The organism is Limnohabitans sp. YIMB22184 (assembly GCF_048020265.1).
Lineage (GTDB): Bacteria > Pseudomonadota > Gammaproteobacteria > Burkholderiales > Burkholderiaceae_C > Limnohabitans_A.
The window spans coordinates 235,565-255,370 of sequence record NZ_CP171843.1 but is presented as its reverse complement, the minus strand read 5'-3'; the positions used below and the strand labels follow the sequence as shown (position 1 = coordinate 255,370).

Here is a 19,806-nt window from a genome sequence, read left to right as displayed (position 1 = left end):
GCATGCCCGCATCCCTTGAAGGCCAACTCGTCGTCGCGATCTCCTCACGCGCCCTGTTCGACTTCGAAGAAGAGAACCAAGTCTTCGAGCAGGGCGACGACCGGGCATACATGAAGCTGCAGCTTGATCGGCTGGAAGCGCCCGCCAAACCGGGCGTGGCGTTTTCTCTGGTGCGCAAGCTGCTGGCCTTCAACGATGCCGATGCGCAGCGTGTGGAGGTGGTCATCCTCTCGCGCAACGACCCGGTCTCGGGCATGCGGGTGTTCCGCTCGGCGCAGCACTACGGTTTGCCCATCCAGCGTGGCAGCTTCACCCGGGGGCAGCCGCCGTGGCGTTACCTCAAGCCGCTGAACGCCAACCTGTTTTTGTCCACGCATTTGTCCGATGTGCGCGCTGCCCTGGGTGCAGGGGTGCCGGCCGCGCAGGTGTACCCGCATTCGGCGCTGGCATCTGAAGCACACCCACACGAGGTGCGCATCGCTTTTGACGGCGATGCGGTGCTGTTCTCTGATGAGGCCGAGCGGGTGTTTCAGGCCGAAGGCCTGTCAGCGTTTCAAAAGCACGAAAGCGACAAGGCCGCCCAGCCTTTGTTGGCTGGCCCGTTCAAGCCCCTGTTGGCGGCCTTGCACCGCCTGCAACAAGAAGGCACACCCGCCATGCGGATTCGCACGGCGCTCGTCACCGCCCGCAGCGCCCCGGCGCATGAACGCGCCATTCGCACGCTGATGGACTGGAACATCGAGGTGGACGAAGCCATGTTTCTGGGCGGCTTGCCCAAGGGCGAGTTTTTGCGGGAGTTTGAGCCGGACTTTTTCTTTGACGACCAAACCGGTCACATCGAATCGGCTGCGCGGCATGTGCCATCGGGGCATGTGGCTTTAGGGATTTCGAACTCGGATTGAGGGGCGAAAAGTCATCTTCTTGGGAAAGCGCTGCTGCTATTGCAAGCTTTCTGCAACGGCAAGCATTCGGCCGCAGGATCTGCCTCCCACAAGACCCGAATGCCCGCAAGACCCCCACTCACTTTTTCTCCACAAACGGGCTCACCTGCTTGGCGTCGATGCGGTAGCTGGACACGCCCATGTGCGAGTCGGTTTTGGTGGCGCTCAAGGGGCCGGTGACCCACAAGGTGTCCATCAGTCGAAAGCGCTTGGTGGGTTTGTCCAGGACCACATGCACGATCTGGTTGGCGGGCGGCGGCGGGGAATGCACGCAAGCGCCAAAGTAGGGCACCAGCAAAAATTCCTTGGTGCCTTCGGGTAAATCCTCCAGCGGCACCATGTAACCCGGCAAACGCACACTCTGTCCCAGGATCAGCGGGTTGATGGGCGCGTTGTCCCACATCTTGCGCATCTTCTTTAAGGCCTCTTCGGCCTTGGGGTCGTTGTCTTTCAGGCCATCAAGGTTCAGCGCTTTGAGGTCTTTGTACGGGTCCCAACCCGCCGGGATCAGCTGTTCCCAGCCAATGGTGCGTGTGGGGCCGGGCACACTGGCACCGGGCGGTGGGGCCTCGCCAGACAAAGCCGGTTGGACCTGCGGCACGGTCTCGCGCACCGTGTCACGCACGCTTTGCGCCACGGCTTGGCCCGTGAGCCAAAGCACCCAAACACACAGCCCGACCTTCATCATGGTGTTGCGGTTCATCCCTGATCCTTTTTATTCACACACGCGGCGACAAGCCGTCGGCCAAGGACAAGCGGTAAGCCCGCCAAGCTGGTCCCAAACTGGCCAGTAAGCCAGCCAGTAACACCGCGCCCGCCAAAGCCAATTGTGTCGGCAAAGGCGCGGCCATTTGCAAACGGATGCCCAGCGACTGCTGCAGCCAGGGCATGGCCAGCGCCATGCCCGCCTGGGCCAGCAGCACGCCCAACACGACTCCGGCGCAGGTGACCCACACGCCTTCAAGCGTGAGCAGGCCCAGCACATGGCGCGGCCCGGCACCCACAGCCCGCAGCACCGCCAGTTCACGGCGGCGCTCATTCAAGCCCGCAAGTACCACCGCCATCAATGAAACCACGCTCACCAAAGCGACCAGGGCCGAAACGGCCAGCAAAGCGTTTTCGCCCACACCCAGCACCGACCACAGCTCACCCAGCGCCACGCCGGGCATGACGCCCATCAAGGCCTCGGCCTCGTACTGGTTGACAAAGCGCTGCACATTGAACACCGCCGCCCGGCTTTTCAAACCCACCAGGGCGGCCGTGACTTCTTCGGGCTCCAGGTTGAATTTGCGTGCCCGGTCGGCCGGGATCTGCCCACCCGGCATGGGGGTGCCGACCACCCAGTCCAGATGCAAGGCTTGCAGGGCCTGCAGGCTTACATGCACTGTGCGGTCGACCGGGGTGCCCGTGGGGGCCAGAATGCCAACGACCTTGAAAGGCTTGTCGGCGTGTTCGTCGGTGCCTGCCCCTTCGTGGTCATGGTCATGCATCCCATGGCCCAGCGTGATGCTTTGGCCCAGGCCATAGCCCATTTTGTGCGCCACCTCGGCACCGATCACTGCTTCGTACAAACCATCCAGGTTGCCCGCAAACACCGCCCCTTGCTGCATAGCCAGCGGCTGCTTGTCGCCATAGGCAAAGTGCTGAAAGTAAGCGGGCGTGGTGCCCAACACCGGAAAACCCCGGTGCGAATCGCCCAGACTCAAGGGCACGACCCAGGACACCGAACGGTGCTGCGACAGCTGTTGCACGCTGTCCATGGACATGCTTTGCGGCACGCTGCCGATGTGGAACACCGAAAACAGCATCAGCTGTACCGGGCTGCTGCGGGCGCCCACAATCAGGTCGACCCCGCTGACCGACTGCGAAAAACTGTGGCGAATATCGTGGCGCAAACGCTCCAGCGTCCACAGCAAGGCGGTGGCCAGCGCCAGCGACACGACCACCCACACCAGCGTGCTGCGCCGGTTCCAGGCGCTGCGCCGCGCGATGCCAAACAAGCTGTTCATGCGGGTACCTCGGCTTGCTGCAGGTCGGGCAAGGACCACTGCACATCAAAGCGCGGCGCCTGCTGCTCGTCGTGGCTCACGCACACCAGGGTGCTGCCCGCATCACGCGAGGCGTGCAGCAACAAATCCATGAAGTCCTGGCGCAAGGCCGCATCCAGCGCCGAAGTCGGCTCGTCGGCGAGGATCAATTCGGGTTGCCCGATCAGGGCGCGAGCCGCGGCCACGCGCTGCTGCTGACCCACCGACAAGGCATCGGCGCGGCGCGTCCACAAGCCCTCGGGCAAACCCATGCGCTGAAGCCAGTTTTGGGCCACCGCTTCGGCTCCGCCACCCGCTTGGCAACGCGAGCGCCGCAGGAGCGAAAAGCGGCAAGGCAGGGTCACGTTATCCAGCACGCTCAAGTAAGGCAGTAAATTGAACTGCTGAAAGATCAGGCCCACATGGTCCGCCCGAAAGGCGTCGCGTTGCGCTAGCGTCAAAGCCGCCCAGTCCTGCCCCAGCAGGCGCACACGGCCAGATTGCGGCAACAGCACACCCGCCAACAGGCCCAGCAAAGTGCTTTTGCCGCAGCCGCTGGGGCCATGCAAGAAAACGGTTTGGCCAGGTGGCACATGCAAGCGGCCCAAAGCCAATGTGTCAGCGCCCGCCCGGGTCCAAGCGAAGCGCAAGGGCTCGATGTCGATCACGAAGCTCTCCCTGAGTTGACGCGGCAATATACCCCGTCAATCGGGCACGACCAGCTTTCTCCGTCCTTCTCTGCGGGCAATCCAGACGGTCGCCCACAAAATCACAAACGCACCCAACCAAGTCGATTGACTGGGCACATCGCCAAAAACCAGCCAGCCCAACAAGGACGCCCAAACCAGGTCCAGAAAGCGCAGCGATTGGGTGGCTGAAATGTCGGCCAAGGCAAAGGCCCGCGTCAGGCAATAGTGGGCCAGGGTGCCCAGCACGCCCGTGGCGGCAAAACCCAGCCACTGCATGGGCGTGGGCATTTGCCAATGCGGCAAGGCCATGGGCAGGCTGAGCACCGACACCGTCAGGGCTTGCCACAGCACGATGACGCCGGGTTTTTCGTAACGGGTCAGCGCTTTGGTGATGAGGAAGGATGCCGCGAACACGGGGGACGAAGCCAGCATGACCAGATTGAACCAGCCGCCCTCGCCCGACATTTTGGGCAAGACCACCACCAGAACGCCCGCAAAACCAATGATGGCGGCGATCCAGCGGTCTTTGCGCATGGGCTCGCCCAAAAACCAGGCCGCACCGATCATGATGAAAATCGGCCCGGTGAAACCAATGGCGGTCATGTCGGCCAGCGGAATTTTGGGCAAGGCGGTGAACCACAGGATCAGACCCAAGGTATGCACCCCACCACGCCAGAATTGCCCCACCATGTTGACCGGCATGTAGGCCCGCCAGCCGTCGCGCCAGACCCAGGGCAGGATGAAAATCAAGCCAAAAAGATAGCGCAGGAACTGGGACTGGTAAACGTCCAGGTGCAAGGTCAGTTCGCGGGCGATGGTGTTGAGCAGCGAAAACAGCATCCCACCCAAAACCATCCAGACCATGCCCCGCACCGCCACAGGCCAGCCCGCAAAAGAGCGCCGACTGCGATGGTGTGCAAGCAACCATTGGCGCGGGGGAGAGAAAAAGGTTTTGCGCGGTTTCATGCGCAAACACCAAGGCGTAAATGAGTCACGCCACCATCTTAAGGCGAGGGAACGAGCGGTCAGGTCACCTCGGTTACGCCCACACTCGCGACCAGCGGCTCGCCCCAGGCCAAAGCGACAAGCATTACCCCGCGCTGTTTTGCAAGGCAGCAATGCGCTGCTCAATCGGCGGGTGGGTACTGAACAGCTGGCCAATACCACCCGCAATGCCCATGGCGGCCATGCTCTTGGGCAACTCGGCCGTGTGCACACCGCCCAGGCGGGCCAAGGCGTTGATCATGGGCTGCTTGCGGCCCATCAGCTTGGCCGCACCGGCGTCGGCGCGGAACTCGCGCTGGCGACTGAACCAAGCCACGACCATGGCGGCGGCAAAGCCCAAGATGATGTCCATCACGATGGTGGTCACGTAATAGCCAATGCCGGGGCCGGAATTTTCGCTGTCGCCCTTACGCAAGAAGCTGTCCACCGCATAACCCACCACGCGGGAGATGAACACCACAAAGGTGTTCATGACGCCCTGGATCAGGGTCATGGTGACCATGTCGCCATTGGCAATGTGCGCCACTTCATGGCCGATGACGGCCTCGATCTCTTCGTGCGTCATGTTCTGCAGCAAACCGGTGGACACGGCCACCAGGGCCGAGTCGCGGAAAGCGCCCGTCGCAAAGGCGTTGGGGTCACCTTCAAAGATGCCCACTTCAGGCATGCCAATGCCGGATTTGTCAGCGAACTTGCGCACGGTGTCCACAATCCAGGCTTCGTCAGCGTTGGCCGGTTGGTTGATCACCCTCACGCCCGATGTCCACTTGGCCATGGGCTTGCTGATCAACAAGGAAATGATGGCACCGCCAAAGCCCATGATCAACGCAAAACCGAGCAAGGCGCCCAGATTCAGACCATTGGCCGTCAGGAATCGGTTGACGCCCAACAAATTGGCGACGATGCCCAGCACGACCACCACGGCCAAGTTGGTCAAGACAAACAAGAAAATACGTTTCATGACAGGTTTCGCTTACACCCGAAGACGCGGGCACGTTGGGTCGAATATTAGGGGGTCGGACTGCAAAATCAAGCCGCTGGCGTGATTTCCGCATTGGCGTACGGTTTTTCAGCCAGACGCTGTCGCCTGCGGGGTCGGAACACGCTGGCATCGGCATAAAACGCCGGGTCTTCATTGGCGAGCCACCAGCCCGGCACACCCAGCAGCGGCAAGGGGCTGAAAGGTTTACGGGCCAATTTTTCAGGCGTGAGGTCTTGTGCCAACCAGGCATCGATGTCCGCCGCCGCCACGTCTTGCGGCACGCGCCACAGGTGCACGGTGATCGACTTGTAGGGCCGGACGGCTTTTTCAAGCGCGGCGTGACCAAAGGTCCAAAGCCGTGTGTGCGCCCACTCGCTGCGCAAAACCACCAGGGCATCGCGCCAGCGGTGCTCGGTCAACGCGGCCCACAACGCATCGGAAGGCTGGATCAGCAAGGCGTTTTCATCGAACACCGTGGCGGCATCGCGCACCGGGCCGCGCACCTGCCCTACGCCCGCGCGGGCGATTTCCTGGGCTTGCAACTGGTTCAGGCGCTTTTTGGCCAGCGGGAAGTGCATCCAGCACAGGGCGTTGAAGAAATCGTGCAAGCCCTCGCGTGTAGGCACTTGGCCGGTGGCAAAAATGAAATCTTCGTAAGCCTGGCCTTCCGGCAAGTCGGCTTGCGACACAAAGCGCACCGGGGCACGGCACGCCGCGTTCAAGGCCTCGGGCTGGGGCATGCCTGCCGCCACTTGCCGTGCGATGGGCTCACCCAACGCCCGCCAGTCGGCCAGCCAGGGCGTGTCCCAATCGATGTCGGGCACGCTCAGGCTGGAGGCCTGATCGCAGCGGTGCCCGGCCCGGTTGGGGCTCAGCCCGCTAGCAGACGCCAAGGCAGGCTTTCTCCGGAGCGCAGAGGTTTGAGCTCGGCCTCGCCAAAGGCAAAGCTTTCGGCAGGCGTCCAGCTTTCACGGCGCAAGGTGACGGTGCCACTGTTGCGCGGCAGGCCATAAAAGTCGGCACCAAAGAAACTGGCAAAGCCTTCGAGCTTGTCCAGTGCGCCCGCTTGCTCAAAAGCTTCGGCGTACATCTCGATAGCGGCGTGCGCGGTGTAGCAACCCGCGCAACCACTGGCATGCTCTTTCAGGTGCGCGGGGTGCGGGGCACTGTCGGTGCCCAGAAAGAACCGGTGGTTACCACTGGTAGCCGCCTGGAGCAGCGCCAGGCGGTGCGTTTCGCGCTTGAGCACGGGCAAGCAGTAATAGTGGGGGCGAATGCCGCCGGTGAAGATGGCGTTGCGGTTGTACAGCAGGTGGTGCGCGGTGATGGTCGCGCCCAAATTCGCATCGCCCGAGGCCACGTACTGCGCGGCTTCTTTCGTGGTGATGTGTTCCATCACGATCTTGAGGCCCGGGAAGTCGCGGCGCAGCGGGATCAGTTGCTGCTCGATGAACACGGCTTCGCGGTCGAACAGGTCGATGTCGGACGAGGTGACTTCGCCATGCACCAGCAGCAGCACGCCTTCGCGCTGCATGGCCTCAAGCACGGGGTAGATTTTGCGCAGGTCGGTCACGCCCGCATCGCTGTTGGTGGTGGCCCCTGCCGGGTAGAGCTTGCAAGCCACCACGCCTGCGGCCCTGGCGCGGGCAATCTCGGCCGGGGCCAGGTTGTCCGTCAGGTACAGGGTCATGAGCGGCTCAAACGCCATGCCCACCGGCACGGCGGCCAGGATGCGCTGCTTGTAGGCCTGCGCCTGCTCGGCCGTGGTCACTGGCGGCTTGAGGTTAGGCATGATGACAGCACGGCCGAATTGGGCGGCGGTGTGCGGCACCACCACGTTCAGGGCGGCACCGTCGCGTACATGCAAGTGCCAGTCGTCGGGGCGGGTGAGGGTGAGTTCTTGGATCATGGGGCGTATTGTCGCAAACCTGTCATTCAGCTTGCATGAACAATGAGGTGCCGATGTGGGGCAGCGGGCTGGGGCTCATAACTCGCTTCGCTCGCCAAATCGCCCCAACCCGCTGCCCCACATCGTCTGCGAGCGCATCGGGTCAAAGAGTCGGGAACCGACGCCAATGACGGCCCCATCAAAATCAATGCTGAAGGATTTTATTCAGAAAGTCCTTGGTGCGCGGCTGGCGGTTCTCTGGGTGGTTGAAGAACTCGTCCTTCGAGCAGTCTTCCAGGATGCGACCACCCACGTCGATGAAGATCACGCGGTTGGCGACCTTGCGGGCAAAACCCATTTCGTGGGTCACCACCATCATGGTCATGCCCTCGTTGGCCAGTTGCACCATCACATCCAGCACTTCGCCCACCATCTCGGGGTCGAGCGCCGAAGTCGGCTCATCAAACAGCATCACGATCGGGTCCATCGACAAGGCGCGGGCAATCGCCACGCGCTGCTGCTGACCGCCCGAGAGCTGGCCAGGGAACTTGTCCTTGTGCGCCAGCAAGCCCACGCGGTCCAGCATCTTCAGGCCGCGCTCTTTGGCTTCCTCCTCGGATCGCCCCAGCACCTTGACCTGCGCAATCGTCAGATTCTCGGTCACCGACAGGTGCGGGAAGAGTTCAAAACTCTGGAACACCATGCCCACGCGGGAGCGCAGCTTGGGCAGATCGGTGCCTGCGTCCATCAGCGACACACCATCCACATGGATGCTGCCTTGTTGCACGGGTTCGAGGCCATTGACGGTTTTGATGAGGGTGGACTTGCCCGAGCCCGAAGGCCCGCAGACCACTACCACATCGCCCTTGTTAATGCTCACCGAGCAGTCGTTGAGCACCTGCACCGAGCCGTACCACTTGGACACATTTTTGATTTCAATCATTTTCATTTCCCCAATTCAGCACGTGCATCAGCGCACGATGGCGATCCTGGCCTGCAGGCGCTTGACGCTCCAGGACAGTGCAAAACAGATCACAAAATAAACGACAGCAGCCAGGATGTAGGCCTCTTCCGAGCGACCATAAATCTTGCCCGCATTGGTGAAGCCCTTGAGCAGGTCATAAGCGCCAATCGCATACACCAGCGAGGTGTCCTGGAACAGGATGATGGTCTGCGTCAGCAGCACCGGCAGCATGTTGCGAAAGGCCTGCGGCAAAATCACCAGACGCATGTTCTGGCCATAGGTCATGCCCAGAGCCTGCCCGGCAAACACCTGACCGCGCGGGATCGACTGGATGCCCGCCCGCATGATTTCACTGAAGTAAGCCGCCTCAAAGGCCACAAAGGTGATGATGGCCGACCACTCGGCCCCAATGGGTCGCCCGATCACGAAGGGCATGAGCAAATAGAACCACAGGATCACCATGACCAGCGGCACCGAGCGCATGCCGTTGACGTAGATGGTGGCAGGCAAGGCCAGAATTTTCGAGCCAGACAAACGCATCAAGGCCAGCAAGGTGCCAAAGATCACGCCGCCAATGGTGGCGGTGATGGTCAGTTGCACGCTGAAGAGCAATCCGCCCAGCACGAACTTGCGCAGGACTTCCAGATCGAAATAGGAAAAATCGAGTCCTAACATGTCAGTGCCCTCCCGTTCCGGCCGAAACGATGAAGCCTGGCACGCGCATTTTCTTTTCGATGACCGCAAACACGCGATTCACCGCAAACGCCGACAAGGCGTACAAAGCCGTGACGGCCAGGTACACCTCGATGCCGCGGGAGGTTTCTTCCTGCGCCTGCATCGCAAACATCGTCAGCTCAGCAATCGAGACGGCAAAGGCCACAGAAGAGTTTTTCAGCAGGTTCATCGACTCGCTGGTCAGCGGCGGCAAGATGATGCGAAATGCCATGGGCAAAATCACATAACGGTAAGACTGCGCGGTGGTGAAGCCCATGGCCATGGCCGCATAGCGCTGCCCCTTGGGCAAGGCCTGGATACCCGCACGAAACTGCTCGGCAATCCGTGCCGAGGTGAAAAAGCCCAGGCCAAACACGACCAGCAAAAAGCCGGGCACCTGTTGAAAAGCAGGGAACACTTTGGGCACCACGAAGTACCACAAGAAAATTTGTACCAGCAGCGGAATGTTGCGAAACAGCTCCACCCAGGCGTTGGCCAGCGCCGCCACCACCGGCCGTCCGGGCAGGGTGCGCAAGGTGCCGATCACCGCCCCTACCGCCATCGCCACCACCCAGGAGCTGGCAGCCACCGCCAGCGTCCAGCGCCAGGCTTCCAGCATCCACTCCAGGTAGGTGCGGCCACTGCCGTCATCGCTTAAAAAAACCTGCCAATCCCACGTCATAGTTTCATTCCTGCAAAGAGGGGAATTTCAACACCCCAAAAAAGAAACCCCGCCCAAGTTATCCCCGGCGGGGTTTGCTCAGTGCCTTGAAAAATTACTTCTTGGCGTAGTCTTCAGCAGGCTTGTCGTTCAGGTTGGCCCAGGCGGCCTTGGTGCTCTCGCTCAAAGCCAGACCAATCTTGACGTTCTTGGGTGGGATGGGCTGCAGGAACCACTTGTCCCACAACTTGTTCATCTCGCCGCTCTTGACCAGGTCACGCACAGTGTCGTCGGCCAGCTTCTTGAAAGCAGGATCGTCCTTGCGGATCATGATGGCGATGGGCTCCACTGCCAGCACTTCACCCACGATGCGGAAGTCCGCTGGGTTTTTGGCGTTGGCGATGTTGCCTGCCAGGATCGAGCCGTCCATCACGAACGCGTCGGCACGGCCGGAATCCAGCAGCAAGAAGCTGTCAGCGTGGTCCTTGCCGAACACTTCGTTGAAGTTCACGCCATTGGCACGCTCGTGCTTGCGCAGCAGTTGCACCGAAGTGGTACCTGTGGTGGTGGCCACATTCTTGCCGGTCAGCTGAGCGATCGAGGTGATGCCCGAAGCGACCTTGGTGGCAATGCGCACTTCTTCCACATAAGTGGTCACCACAAATGCCACGTCTTTTTGACGTGCAGCGTTGTTGGTGGTCGAGCCGCACTCAATGTCCACCGTGCCGTTTTGCACCAAAGGAATGCGGTTTTGTGAGGTCACGGACTGGAACTTGACTTCAACTTTCTTGCCGACGGCTTTTTCCAGATTGCCAATGATGCGCTGGCAGATTTCGTAGTGGAAACCGGCGTATTTGCCATCACCCAGGGTGTAAGACAGTGCACCCGAAGAATCGCGCACACCCATGGTGATCGCGCCAGCGCTCTTGACTTTGGCGATGGTGTCGGCTTGTGCGGACACACAGGCCAAAGCGGCAATCGCCGCAGCGAACAGTTGTTTTTTCATTCATTTCTCCAAAAAATCGCCCAAAGGCGAACGTTAAACCATGCCGAAATCTGGCACCGGTGCACCATCATGACACGGCGACAGACACAGTTATCAATAGCTGCAGCACGGATTGTGCCCGCTGCGAACAGATCGTCACTATAGTGATGCGCGCCCCATCTAGGCATCAGGGTGTACCCGGAAGATTAATGCAAAAAACGCATAACGCAATGCCCACGGGCCTCAACCTCCAGTCGGGGGCTGGGTTTCGCGCACCAAATGCTGCCACAGCTCATGAGCAGGATGCTGAACACTGGTTTTGGAGCCGAGCTTGGCCCGATAAGCCCTGACCTCCATCGTCAAGGCCAGACTTTGCCCTCCGGGCAAACGGGCCTCCGCCAAAACGCCGCTTTGCACCTCTTTGCGCACGGCACTTTCCGGCAAAAATGCAATGCCATGGCCTTGCAAAGCCATGACTTTCAGACCTTCCGCCATGTCGGTTTCATACACCCGGTCCAGGTGGATCGGGGTGCCCGATTGCTTGAGTATCCAGTCCGTCACACCGCCTAAATAAGCCCCTGGTGCATAGCCCAGATAAGGCAACGGCCGTGCAGGCGTGCCTGGCAGGCTGCTCAGATGGGCCGCTTCGGCTTGGGCCTTGACATAAGGGGCGATGGACTCGGCACCCAACACCACCATGTCGTAACGCTCGGCATCGAGCTGCAGAGGTTGTGAGGGATGGTGGTACACGATCAACAAATCGCAACCACCTTCGGCCAAACGCATGGCAGCGTCGTGCACGTTCAAGGCAATCAGACGGCTCTTGATCGGACCAAAGCTCTCGCGCAAACTCGCCACCCAGGATGGGAAAAAAGTAAACGCCAAGGTGTGCGGCACCGCAAACTCGATGAAGTCCTGCCCAGCCGAGTTGTGCCCACGCAGCATGGCCCGGGTGTTTTGCAAGGATTGCAACAGCTCCAGCGCCTGCGCATAGAGCGTCTCGCCCGCGGGTGTGAGTTTGGTGGGGTAAGAGCTGCGGTCCACCAGATCGGCACCGGCCCAGGCCTCCAGCGACTGGATGCGCCGCGAAAACGCGGGCTGCGTCACATGGCGCAACTGGGCCGATCGGCTGAAACTGCGGGTTTCAGCCAAACTCACAAAGTCTTCAAGCCATTTGGTTTCCATCGCTGAAACACCCCTGTCAATCTGCCGACTGCTGCAAGGCCCACATGCTGGCGTAGCGACCCTGTTGCGCCAACAACTGCGCATGGTTGCCACGCTCAATGATCTGCCCGGCCTCCATCACCAAAATCTCGTGCGCATCGACCACCGTCGACAAGCGGTGCGCGATCACCAAGGTCGTTTTGTTTTGCGCCACGCTGGCCAGCTCGGCCTGGATGGCGCGTTCGTTGGCCGAGTCGAGGGCCGAGGTGGCTTCGTCGAACACCAGAATCGGCGGGTTCTTGAGCAAGGTGCGGGCAATTGCCACGCGCTGCTTTTCGCCCCCTGAGAGCTTCAGGCCCCGCTCACCCACCGAGGTTTGGTAACCCTTGGGCGTAGAGGCGATGAAGTCGTGGATGCGGGCCGAACGCGCCGCGCCCTCGATTTCGGCCTGGCTGGCCCCGGGGAGACCATAGGCGATGTTGTAGGCCACCGTGTCGTTGAACAGCACGGTGTCTTGCGGCACGATGCCCAGCGCCTGGCGCACGCTGGCTTGCGTGACCTGCCGGATGTCCTGCCCGGCAATGCGAATGAAGCCTTGCTGCACGTCGTAGAAGCGGAACATCAAACGCGCCAGGGTGGACTTGCCTGAACCCGAAGGGCCGACCACTGCCACCGTTTTACCGGCGGGAATGGTGAAGCTAATGTCTTTCAGGATCGGGCGGTCGCTCTCGTAGGCGAACGACACGCGGTCAAACACCACATCGGGCGCACCCTGTAAGGCCAGCGCGGGTGCACCGGGCGCATCGGCCACTTCGCGTTCGCGGTCCATCAGCACAAACATCTTGTCCAGATCGGTCAGGCTTTGCTTGATCTCGCGGTAAAGCACACCCAAAAAGTTGAGCGGAATGTAGAGCTGGATCATGAAGGCGTTGATCATGACCAGATCCCCCAAGGTCATGCGTCCGGCCACCACCCCCTCGGTGGCACGCCAGAGCATGGCCACCAAGGCTGCGGCGATGATGAGCTGCTGCCCGGTGTTGAGCACCGACAAGGTGGTCTGGGCCTTGAGCCGCGCCAGGCGCAAGCGCTCCAGGCTTTCGTCGTAGCGGCCAGCTTCGAAGCGCTCGTTGCCAAAGTACTTGACGGTCTCGTAATTCAACAGCGAATCGATGGCCCGCGTGTGCGCGGCCGAGTCGAACTCGTTGGCCTGCTTGCGAAACTGCGTGCGCCATTCGGTCACACGCACCGTGAAAAAGATATACAAGGCCAAGGCCAGCAGCGTGATGCCCGCGAACCAGGCGTCAAACTTGACCGCCAAAATCGTCAGCACCAGCCCCACTTCGATCAGCGTGGGAATGATGCTGTAGAGCGAATACGAAATCAGCGATTCGATGCCGCGCACCCCGCGCTCGATGTCACGCGTCATGCCACCGGTTTGCCTGGCCAAATGAAAGCGCAGGCTCAGGGCATGCAGGTGCTCGAAGGTTTGCAAAGCAATGCTGCGCGATGCCCCTTGCGTGGCTTTGGCAAACACCAGCTCGCGCAATTCGGTGAATGCCGACGTCAGCAAACGCAAAGCACCATAGCCCACCAGCAGCGCCACCGGCACCACCAGCACCGCTTGGGGGTTGCCGGGCTTGAGGCTCATGGCGTCGACCAGTTCCTTGAGCAGCAAAGGCACGCTCACGTTGGCCAGCTTGGCGCCGACCATCAGGGCCAGAGCAATCACCATGCGCCATTTGTATTGCCAAAGGTAAGGCAAGAGGCGGGACAGGGTTTTCCAGTCGCCACCGGAGGGCGGCGGGGTCGCCGTGCCAGGCTTGGCGCCAGAGGCGTGAGGAGAAGCAGAGGCAGTGGTTTCGCCGTGGTGGCGCATAAGGGACAATCCGGTTTTGACGTTAACCACCGATTGTGCCCATGTCTGACGCCTCACACCCGAACACCGTGGCTTTGCCCACCGACCAAGAGCTGGTGCTCAAAGTCATCCCCATGCCCGCCGATTGCAATGCCAGTGGCGACATCTTCGGCGGCTGGGTCATGGCCCAAGTGGACTTGGCGGGTGCAGTGTTGCCTGCCCGGCGCGTGCGCGGCCGCATGGTCACTGTGGCGGTGAATGAGTTCATCTTCAAGCAAGCCGTCAAGGTGGGCGACATCCTGTCGTTTTTCTCGCGCATCGTGCGCGTGGGCCACACCTCGGTCACCGTTAAGGTCGAGGTGTTTGCCGAGCGCTTTCAACTGCAGGGCCAGTACATCAAGGTCACCGAAGCGAACCTCACCTATGTGGCGGTGGACGACCAAGGCAAACCCCGGCCCGTGCCGGCCGAGTGAATCGACTGCGGTGATCAGGACACAATGTAGGCCGCTGCGCCCGTGGACATCAAAGTGCCATCGGGCCCGCAAAACTCCATGCGGGACGACCCCACACGCGAGCCCACGCGCAAGGCGTTGGCGGTGATGGTGAAGTGCTCGCCGATGCCGGGGCGCAAATAGTCCACCCGCAAATCGATGGTGCCCAGCTTGGCAAAGCGCTCCAGGCGTTTGGCGGGCGGCTCGTCCATGTGCTTGGCCGCCAGCGCCGCCATCACGGCTGCGCTGCCGATGGCGTCCAGCACCGCGCTGATAACACCGCCGTGGATGCGGTTGTAGGCAAAATGCCCCACCAATTCGGGCCGCATGTCGATGCGGGCCTCTACGCCCTCTGGCGTGACCTTGACGAGCTTCAAGCCCAGGGTTTGGTTGAAGACAATTTTTTCTTCGTAGATCTGGCGAAAACCCTCAATGTATTCGGGTTCCAGAACGACGGGGGTGGGGGCGCGATGGGGCATACAGCAATTCTATTGAACTAGCACTGCCCCACCTCGGTTCACAGCTTCGAAAAGTCGGGCTTGCGTTTTTCCATGAAGGCACCAAAAGCCTCTTTGGCGGCCGGCTCGCGCAGCATGCGGCCGAAACTTTTGCCTTCCTCGTCCATCTTTTGCAGCACTTCCTGCTGGCTGCCGCCCTTCATCAAGCGCTTGGTTTCGATCAGGGATGACAAGGGCTTGGCGGCCAGCTTGCGGGCTTGCGCCTGCGCGTAGCCGTTGACCTCGGTGGGCGGCACCACGCGGTTGACCAGGCCGACCTCTTGCGCCGCTTCGGCAAAAAACGGCTCACCCATCAACAGGGCTTCGGAGGCGCGGTGGTAGCCGAACATGCGGGGCACCAGCAGGCTGGACGCCGCTTCGGGGCACAGGCCCAGGTTAACAAAGGGCATGGAGAACGCCGCGTTATCACCCGCATAAACCAGGTCGCAATGGAACAGCATGGTGGTGCCAATGCCCACCGCAGGGCCAGCCACAGCGGCGATTAGCGGTTTTTCGAAGGTGGCGATGCCGCGCAAAAAACGGAACACGGGCGACTCTTGCGTGGTGGGCGGCTGGTTCAGAAAGTCGCCAATGTCGTTGCCCGCGCTGAAGATGCTCTCATGTCCCTGGAACACGACCACCCGCACGGCGGGGTCGGTCGCAGCCTGGGCCACGGCATCGGCCATGGCGGCGTACATGGCGGCGGTGATGGAGTTCTTTTTGTCCAGGCGGTTGAAGGTGATGGTCATCACCCCCGCATCGGTGTGGGTCAGGATGTCAGACATGGAGCTTGCCTCAAAAATGGAAAGGCCGCCCCATGGGCGGCAGTTTGGAATGTGAAAGGGTCAGGGGGCCTTGACCCACAACTGGTTGCGCCAGAAGGGGCCCAGAAAACCGCGCACTTGCAGTTTCGCGCCGCCCTCGATGGGCGTCAGTCGCACGCGGTACAGCTTGCCCTCTTCCGGGTCAAGGATCTCACCGCCGTCCCAGTAGTCGTTACCGGCAGACTTTTTCACACCCCGGATGATTTCCATGCCCAAAATGGTCTGGTCTTTGCGGTCGTCCTTGCACAGGCCGCACTTGGCGGCAGGGTCGGCGTCCTTGCGCAGGATCTGGCTGACCTTGCCGCGCAGCACGCCGCCCGCGTCTTCGATGGTGACCACGCTCTTGGTATCGCCGGTCTTGTCGTCAATCGTGTGCCAACGGCCCACCGGGCTGTTGGCTTGGGCTGCCACAGCCATGCAGCCCAGGACGACCAGGGCGCTTGTGCGGAAAATGTTGTTCATGTTTCAACTCCTGAAGTTTCCGATCATGCCAGCGCAGCATCGGTGTCCATCAGCACATCGCTGCCCGCACGGATGCGGCGCATCAAGGTGGAGGTTTCGGGCATCAGGCGGGTGAAGTAAAAACGCGCGGTCTGCAGCTTGGCCTGGTAGAACGGATCGGGGCGCTGGGCCTCTTCTTCCGCCTCGGCCAGCTTGGCCAGGGCGATTTGCGCCGAGCGGGCCCAGAAATAACCCAGCACCAGGTGACCCACCACGCGCAAATAATCCACCGCCGCAGCGCCCACTTCGTCGGCGTTGCTCATGGCTTTCATGCCGACTTCGCCCGTGAGTTGCGTGAGTTTTTGACCCAGATCGGCCAGCGGCTTGATGAACTCGCCCATGGCTTCGTTGGCCATTTCGGCCCTGACCAACTGCTCGACCAGTTTGCCGAACTTCTTGAGCGTGGCGCCCTGGTTGCCCAGCACTTTACGGCCCAGCAAATCGAGTGACTGAATGGTGTTGGTGCCTTCGTAAATCATGTTGATGCGGGCGTCGCGCACAAACTGCTCCATGCCCCACTCCTTGATGTAGCCGTGGCCGCCGAACACCTGCTGGCAGGCCGAGGTGGCTTCCCAGGCGTTGTCAGTGGTGAAGGCTTTCACGATGGGCGTGAGCAGGGCCACAACTTCGGCGGCTTCGGCACGCACGGCTTCATCGGGGTGGTTGAGCTCTTTGTCGAGGAGCAAGGCGCAGTAGCAAGCGAGCGCACGGCCCCCTTCGGCATAGGCCTTGGCGGTCAGCAGCATGCGGCGCACATCGGGGTGCACGATGATCGGGTCGGCTGGTTTGCCGGGCGCCTTCACGCCCGTGAGCGAACGCATCTGCACGCGGTCCTTGGCGTAGGCCAAGGCATTTTGGTACGCCACTTCGGTCAGGCCCAACGACTGGTTGCCCACGCCCAGTCGGGCGGCGTTCATCATCACGAACATCGCCGCCAAACCCTTGTTGGGTTGCCCCACCAGGGTGCCCACCGCTTCGTCCAAAACCATTTGGCAAGTGGCGTTACCGTGGATGCCCATTTTGTGTTCCAGGCCACCGCAGTAAATGCCATTGCGCTCGCCCATACTGCCATCGGCGGCCACCTTGAACTTGGGCACGATGAACAGGCTGATGCCTTTGCTGCCGGGCGGCGCATCGGGCAAACGGGCCAGCACCAGGTGCACGATGTTGGGGGCCAGGTCGTGCTCGCCTGCGCTGATGAAAATCTTTTGGCCGCTGAGCTTGTAAGTGCCATCGGCCTGGGGCTCGGCCTTGGTGCGGAGCATACCCAGATCGGTGCCGCAATGCGGCTCGGTCAGGCACATGGTGCCAGTCCACTCGCCACTGGTCAGCTTGGGCAAGTAAAGGGCTTTTTGCTCGGGCGTGCCATGCGCATGCAGGCACTCGTAGGCGCCGTGGCTCAGGCCCGGGTACATGGTCCAGGCCTGGTTGGCCGAGTTGAGCATTTCGTAAAAGCACTGGTTGACCACAAAGGGCAGCCCTTGACCGCCGAACTCGGGGTCGCAGCTCAGCGATGGCCAGCCACCGGCCACGTACTGCTCATAAGCCGCCTTGAACCCATCGGGGGCTTTGACTTCGTGCGTGTCGCGGTTGAGCTGGCAGCCCTGGGTGTCACCAGAAATGTTCAAAGGAAAGACCACTTCGGATGCGAACTTGCCACCTTCTTCGAGCACCGCGTTGATGGTGTCCGCATCGGTCTCGGCATGCTTAGGCAAGGCTTTGAGTTCAGCGCTGACGTTGAGCAACTCGTGCAGGACAAATTGCATGTCGCGAAGGGGTGGGTTGTAGACGGGCATGAGGGGACTCCTTGAATCGGTGTGTCAGTGAAGATCTTGAGGGAAATCAATCGTTCGCCGGCTTGCGACGGGCCTTAGGCACAGCCACCAGCTTGGGTGACTTGGCTGCGCTGGCTGGCGCGGGCTCGGGGGGTGTGCCCGGCCCTGCATAGCGGGCCAGAATATGCTGAAAGCCTTGGCGGGCGCGGTCGGCAGCGTTCGGGTTGCGCAAAAAACGGGCTTCGTAATGCAGCGCCAGAATCAAGCCATGGATTTCAAAAGCGATCTGGTGCGCGTCGGACGCACGGCTGAGTTGGCCCTCTTCCTGAGCGAGTTCTACGGCGCGACGCAAGGCGGTTTGCCAAGTGGCCACCGAAGAGGCCAGTGCATCGCGCACGGGACCGGTGCGGTCGTCAAACTCCACCGCACCGCTGATGTAGATGCAGCCCGAATCGATCTCGGCCGAGGTCTGCACCATCCAGTTGTCAAACAGCGCTTGCAGACGTGGCACACCACGGGGTTTTTGCATGGCCGCGTAAAACACCTCGGCCTCAAAACGGTCGTGGTATTCGCGGATGACAGAAATTTGCAGCTCTTCTCGCGAGCCGAAGTGGGCAAACACGCCCGACTTGCTCATGCCCGTGACCTCGGCCACCGCGCCAATGGACAAGCCTTCCAGGCCAATCTGCGAGGCCAGGCCCAAGGCGGCGTCGATGATCACGGCCTTGGTTTGCTGGCCTTTGATGAGCACGCGGCGGCCTGCCTCTGGTGCGGGCAAGCTTTCGACTTTGGAAGGTTTTTTGGATTCGGTCATGGCGCATCAAAAAAGAACGACCGTTCTATTTTGCACCAAAATTGTCCAAACAAACAAACCACCTCACCGATCAAGGGTAAATCAGGAGCGGCGGACCGGTGAAAGCGTTGAAGTCCTGAACCCCCGATCAAGTCGGGGGTCGACTCATAGCCACAAAAAAAAGCATCAGGCCTTGAAAGCCACCACTTTCTGGGTTTGCTCACCCAAACCGTCAATACCCAGGTGCATCACGTCGCCGCGCTTCAAGAACACGGGTGCCGGCTTGCCGTCCTTCTTGACACCCATGCCCACGCCGGGTGGTGTGCCGGTGGTGATGATGTCGCCGGGCTCCAGCGTCATGAACTGACTCACGTAGCTGACCAGCTTGGCCACACCAAAGATCATGGTCTTGGTGTTGCCGGTCTGGTAACGCACACCGTTCACGTCGAGCCACATGCCCAGAGCTTGCGGGTTGGGCACTTCGTCGCGGGTGACGAGCCATGGGCCCACGGGGCCGAAGGTGTCGCAGCCCTTGCCCTTGTCCCAGGTGGCGCCGCGCTCGAGTTGGTATTCGCGCTCGCTCACGTCGTTGACCACGCAGTAACCGGCGACGTAATTCAGTGCATCTTTTTGCGTGACATAACGGGCGCGGGTGCCGATCACGATGCCCAGCTCGACTTCCCAGTCGGACTTTTTGGAGCCCTTGGGCAACATGACGTCATCGTTCGCGCCCTGGATGCACGAGATGGCCTTGGTGAACACAATCGGCTCAGCCGGGATGGGCATGCCCGATTCGGCCGCATGGTCGGCGTAGTTCAGGCCAATGGCGATGAACTTGCTGGTATACGAGATCGGCGTGCCAAACCGTTTTTTGCCACGCACCAAGGGCAGTTTGTCGGTCTTGACCTTGGCCAGCTTGGCCAGGGCCTTGTCGTTCAACAACTCGGGCGAGATGTCTTTGACTACGCCGCTCAGGTCGCGCAAGCGGCCTTCGGCGTCGATCAGACCGGGTTTTTCTTTGCCGGGTTGGCCATAGCGAACGAGTTTCAT

21 protein-coding genes are annotated in these 19,806 nt (G+C 61.1%); 2 read left to right on the top strand and 19 right to left on the bottom strand.

Annotated elements, in window-relative coordinates:
• Positions 1-2: 2 nt before the first annotated feature.
• Positions 3-902, top strand: coding sequence for a 5'-nucleotidase (locus tag ACHEXL_RS01120; RefSeq protein WP_416560235.1), 900 nt, complete (start codon positions 3-5; stop codon positions 900-902).
• Positions 903-1,020: 118 nt separating this feature from the next.
• On the opposite strand, the gene ACHEXL_RS01115 is transcribed toward ACHEXL_RS01120, so the two are convergent.
• From ACHEXL_RS01115 to ACHEXL_RS01055, 13 genes are all read right to left on the bottom strand, one after another.
• A complete protein-coding gene (locus ACHEXL_RS01115; protein ID WP_416560234.1) occupies positions 1,021-1,644 on the bottom strand; it encodes a DUF3299 domain-containing protein in 624 nt (207 codons plus the stop codon).
• Between the two features lie 16 nt (positions 1,645-1,660).
• Positions 1,661-2,950, bottom strand: coding sequence for an ABC transporter permease (locus tag ACHEXL_RS01110; protein ID WP_416560233.1), 1,290 nt, complete (start codon positions 2,948-2,950; stop codon positions 1,661-1,663).
• On the bottom strand, positions 2,947-3,636 hold the full coding sequence (locus ACHEXL_RS01105) for an ATP-binding cassette domain-containing protein (RefSeq protein ID WP_416560232.1): 690 nt from the start codon (positions 3,634-3,636) through the stop codon (positions 2,947-2,949). Before ACHEXL_RS01105 ends, ACHEXL_RS01110 begins: the two co-directional genes overlap by 4 nt.
• A gap of 36 nt (positions 3,637-3,672) precedes the next feature.
• Positions 3,673-4,623, bottom strand: a complete 951-nt coding sequence (locus ACHEXL_RS01100; protein ID WP_416560231.1) for a DMT family transporter — start codon at positions 4,621-4,623, stop codon at positions 3,673-3,675.
• A gap of 124 nt (positions 4,624-4,747) precedes the next feature.
• Positions 4,748-5,623 (bottom strand): protease HtpX, encoded by an 876-nt coding sequence (gene htpX, locus ACHEXL_RS01095; RefSeq protein ID WP_416560230.1) that lies wholly within the window; start codon positions 5,621-5,623, stop codon positions 4,748-4,750.
• Between the two features lie 68 nt (positions 5,624-5,691).
• A complete protein-coding gene (locus ACHEXL_RS01090) occupies positions 5,692-6,537 on the bottom strand; it encodes a DUF3025 domain-containing protein (RefSeq protein WP_416560229.1) in 846 nt (281 codons plus the stop codon).
• The gene (pyrC, locus tag ACHEXL_RS01085; RefSeq protein WP_416560228.1) at positions 6,516-7,553 is read right to left on the bottom strand and encodes a dihydroorotase; all 1,038 of its coding nucleotides are present in this window, start codon (positions 7,551-7,553) and stop codon (positions 6,516-6,518) included. Before pyrC ends, ACHEXL_RS01090 begins: the two co-directional genes overlap by 22 nt.
• A 184-nt stretch (positions 7,554-7,737) precedes the next feature.
• Positions 7,738-8,475, bottom strand: a complete 738-nt coding sequence (locus ACHEXL_RS01080) for an amino acid ABC transporter ATP-binding protein (protein ID WP_416560227.1) — start codon at positions 8,473-8,475, stop codon at positions 7,738-7,740.
• A gap of 27 nt (positions 8,476-8,502) precedes the next feature.
• On the bottom strand, positions 8,503-9,171 hold the full coding sequence (locus tag ACHEXL_RS01075; RefSeq protein WP_108428407.1) for an amino acid ABC transporter permease: 669 nt from the start codon (positions 9,169-9,171) through the stop codon (positions 8,503-8,505).
• Position 9,172: 1 nt separating this feature from the next.
• A complete protein-coding gene (locus ACHEXL_RS01070) occupies positions 9,173-9,892 on the bottom strand; it encodes an amino acid ABC transporter permease (protein ID WP_416560226.1) in 720 nt (239 codons plus the stop codon).
• A 94-nt stretch (positions 9,893-9,986) separates the two neighbouring features.
• Positions 9,987-10,877, bottom strand: a complete 891-nt coding sequence (locus ACHEXL_RS01065; protein ID WP_416560225.1) for an amino acid ABC transporter substrate-binding protein — start codon at positions 10,875-10,877, stop codon at positions 9,987-9,989.
• A 222-nt stretch (positions 10,878-11,099) separates the two neighbouring features.
• On the bottom strand, positions 11,100-12,041 hold the full coding sequence (locus tag ACHEXL_RS01060; RefSeq protein WP_416560224.1) for a LysR substrate-binding domain-containing protein: 942 nt from the start codon (positions 12,039-12,041) through the stop codon (positions 11,100-11,102).
• 16 nt (positions 12,042-12,057) lie between these two features.
• Positions 12,058-13,896: an ABCB family ABC transporter ATP-binding protein/permease gene (locus ACHEXL_RS01055; RefSeq protein WP_416560223.1), complete on the bottom strand. Its 1,839-nt coding sequence runs from the start codon at positions 13,894-13,896 to the stop codon at positions 12,058-12,060.
• A gap of 41 nt (positions 13,897-13,937) precedes the next feature.
• Between ACHEXL_RS01055 and ACHEXL_RS01050 the strand changes: the two genes are divergently transcribed.
• Positions 13,938-14,348, top strand: a complete 411-nt coding sequence (locus ACHEXL_RS01050; protein ID WP_416560222.1) for an acyl-CoA thioesterase — start codon at positions 13,938-13,940, stop codon at positions 14,346-14,348.
• Positions 14,349-14,362: 14 nt separating this feature from the next.
• Here the strand turns inward: ACHEXL_RS01050 and ACHEXL_RS01045 are convergent, their stop codons facing one another.
• The 6 genes from ACHEXL_RS01045 to ACHEXL_RS01020 form a co-directional block, all read right to left on the bottom strand.
• The gene (locus ACHEXL_RS01045; RefSeq protein WP_416560221.1) at positions 14,363-14,845 is read right to left on the bottom strand and encodes a thioesterase family protein; all 483 of its coding nucleotides are present in this window, start codon (positions 14,843-14,845) and stop codon (positions 14,363-14,365) included.
• A gap of 38 nt (positions 14,846-14,883) precedes the next feature.
• Positions 14,884-15,648 (bottom strand): enoyl-CoA hydratase, encoded by a 765-nt coding sequence (locus ACHEXL_RS01040; RefSeq protein ID WP_416560220.1) that lies wholly within the window; start codon positions 15,646-15,648, stop codon positions 14,884-14,886.
• A 60-nt stretch (positions 15,649-15,708) separates the two neighbouring features.
• Entirely contained in the window at positions 15,709-16,149 is a 441-nt protein-coding gene (locus ACHEXL_RS01035; protein WP_416560219.1) for a DUF2147 domain-containing protein, read from the bottom strand.
• Positions 16,150-16,172: 23 nt separating this feature from the next.
• Positions 16,173-17,984 (bottom strand): acyl-CoA dehydrogenase C-terminal domain-containing protein, encoded by a 1,812-nt coding sequence (locus ACHEXL_RS01030; RefSeq protein ID WP_416560218.1) that lies wholly within the window; start codon positions 17,982-17,984, stop codon positions 16,173-16,175.
• Positions 17,985-18,030: 46 nt separating this feature from the next.
• Positions 18,031-18,777, bottom strand: a complete 747-nt coding sequence (locus tag ACHEXL_RS01025) for a TetR/AcrR family transcriptional regulator (protein ID WP_416560217.1) — start codon at positions 18,775-18,777, stop codon at positions 18,031-18,033.
• A gap of 165 nt (positions 18,778-18,942) precedes the next feature.
• The gene (locus ACHEXL_RS01020; protein WP_416560216.1) at positions 18,943-19,806 is read right to left on the bottom strand and encodes a fumarylacetoacetate hydrolase family protein; all 864 of its coding nucleotides are present in this window, start codon (positions 19,804-19,806) and stop codon (positions 18,943-18,945) included.

Bases quoted from the DNA above. Each gene is read 5' to 3' on its own strand.
- ACHEXL_RS01055 (WP_416560223.1), bottom strand. From the start codon at position 13,896: ATGCGCCACCACGGCGAAACCACTGCCTCTGCTTCTCCTCACGCCTCT.
- ACHEXL_RS01110 (WP_416560233.1), bottom strand. From the start codon at position 2,950: ATGAACAGCTTGTTTGGCATCGCGCGGCGCAGCGCCTGGAACCGGCGC.
- ACHEXL_RS01075 (WP_108428407.1), bottom strand. From the start codon at position 9,171: ATGTTAGGACTCGATTTTTCCTATTTCGATCTGGAAGTCCTGCGCAAG.
- ACHEXL_RS01035 (WP_416560219.1), bottom strand. From the start codon at position 16,149: ATGAACAACATTTTCCGCACAAGCGCCCTGGTCGTCCTGGGCTGCATG.
- ACHEXL_RS01100 (WP_416560231.1), bottom strand. From the start codon at position 4,623: ATGAAACCGCGCAAAACCTTTTTCTCTCCCCCGCGCCAATGGTTGCTT.
- ACHEXL_RS01045 (WP_416560221.1), bottom strand. From the start codon at position 14,845: ATGCCCCATCGCGCCCCCACCCCCGTCGTTCTGGAACCCGAATACATT.
- ACHEXL_RS01030 (WP_416560218.1), bottom strand. From the start codon at position 17,984: ATGCCCGTCTACAACCCACCCCTTCGCGACATGCAATTTGTCCTGCAC.
- ACHEXL_RS01080 (WP_416560227.1), bottom strand. From the start codon at position 8,475: ATGATTGAAATCAAAAATGTGTCCAAGTGGTACGGCTCGGTGCAGGTG.
- htpX (WP_416560230.1), bottom strand. From the start codon at position 5,623: ATGAAACGTATTTTCTTGTTTGTCTTGACCAACTTGGCCGTGGTGGTC.
- ACHEXL_RS01025 (WP_416560217.1), bottom strand. From the start codon at position 18,777: ATGACCGAATCCAAAAAACCTTCCAAAGTCGAAAGCTTGCCCGCACCA.
- ACHEXL_RS01065 (WP_416560225.1), bottom strand. From the start codon at position 10,877: ATGAAAAAACAACTGTTCGCTGCGGCGATTGCCGCTTTGGCCTGTGTG.
- ACHEXL_RS01020 (WP_416560216.1), bottom strand. From the start codon at position 19,806: ATGAAACTCGTTCGCTATGGCCAACCCGGCAAAGAAAAACCCGGTCTG.
- pyrC (WP_416560228.1), bottom strand. From the start codon at position 7,553: ATGATCCAAGAACTCACCCTCACCCGCCCCGACGACTGGCACTTGCAT.
- ACHEXL_RS01060 (WP_416560224.1), bottom strand. From the start codon at position 12,041: ATGGAAACCAAATGGCTTGAAGACTTTGTGAGTTTGGCTGAAACCCGC.
- ACHEXL_RS01120 (WP_416560235.1), top strand. From the start codon at position 3: ATGCCCGCATCCCTTGAAGGCCAACTCGTCGTCGCGATCTCCTCACGC.
- ACHEXL_RS01050 (WP_416560222.1), top strand. From the start codon at position 13,938: ATGTCTGACGCCTCACACCCGAACACCGTGGCTTTGCCCACCGACCAA.
- ACHEXL_RS01070 (WP_416560226.1), bottom strand. From the start codon at position 9,892: ATGACGTGGGATTGGCAGGTTTTTTTAAGCGATGACGGCAGTGGCCGC.
- ACHEXL_RS01040 (WP_416560220.1), bottom strand. From the start codon at position 15,648: ATGTCTGACATCCTGACCCACACCGATGCGGGGGTGATGACCATCACC.
- ACHEXL_RS01115 (WP_416560234.1), bottom strand. From the start codon at position 1,644: ATGAACCGCAACACCATGATGAAGGTCGGGCTGTGTGTTTGGGTGCTT.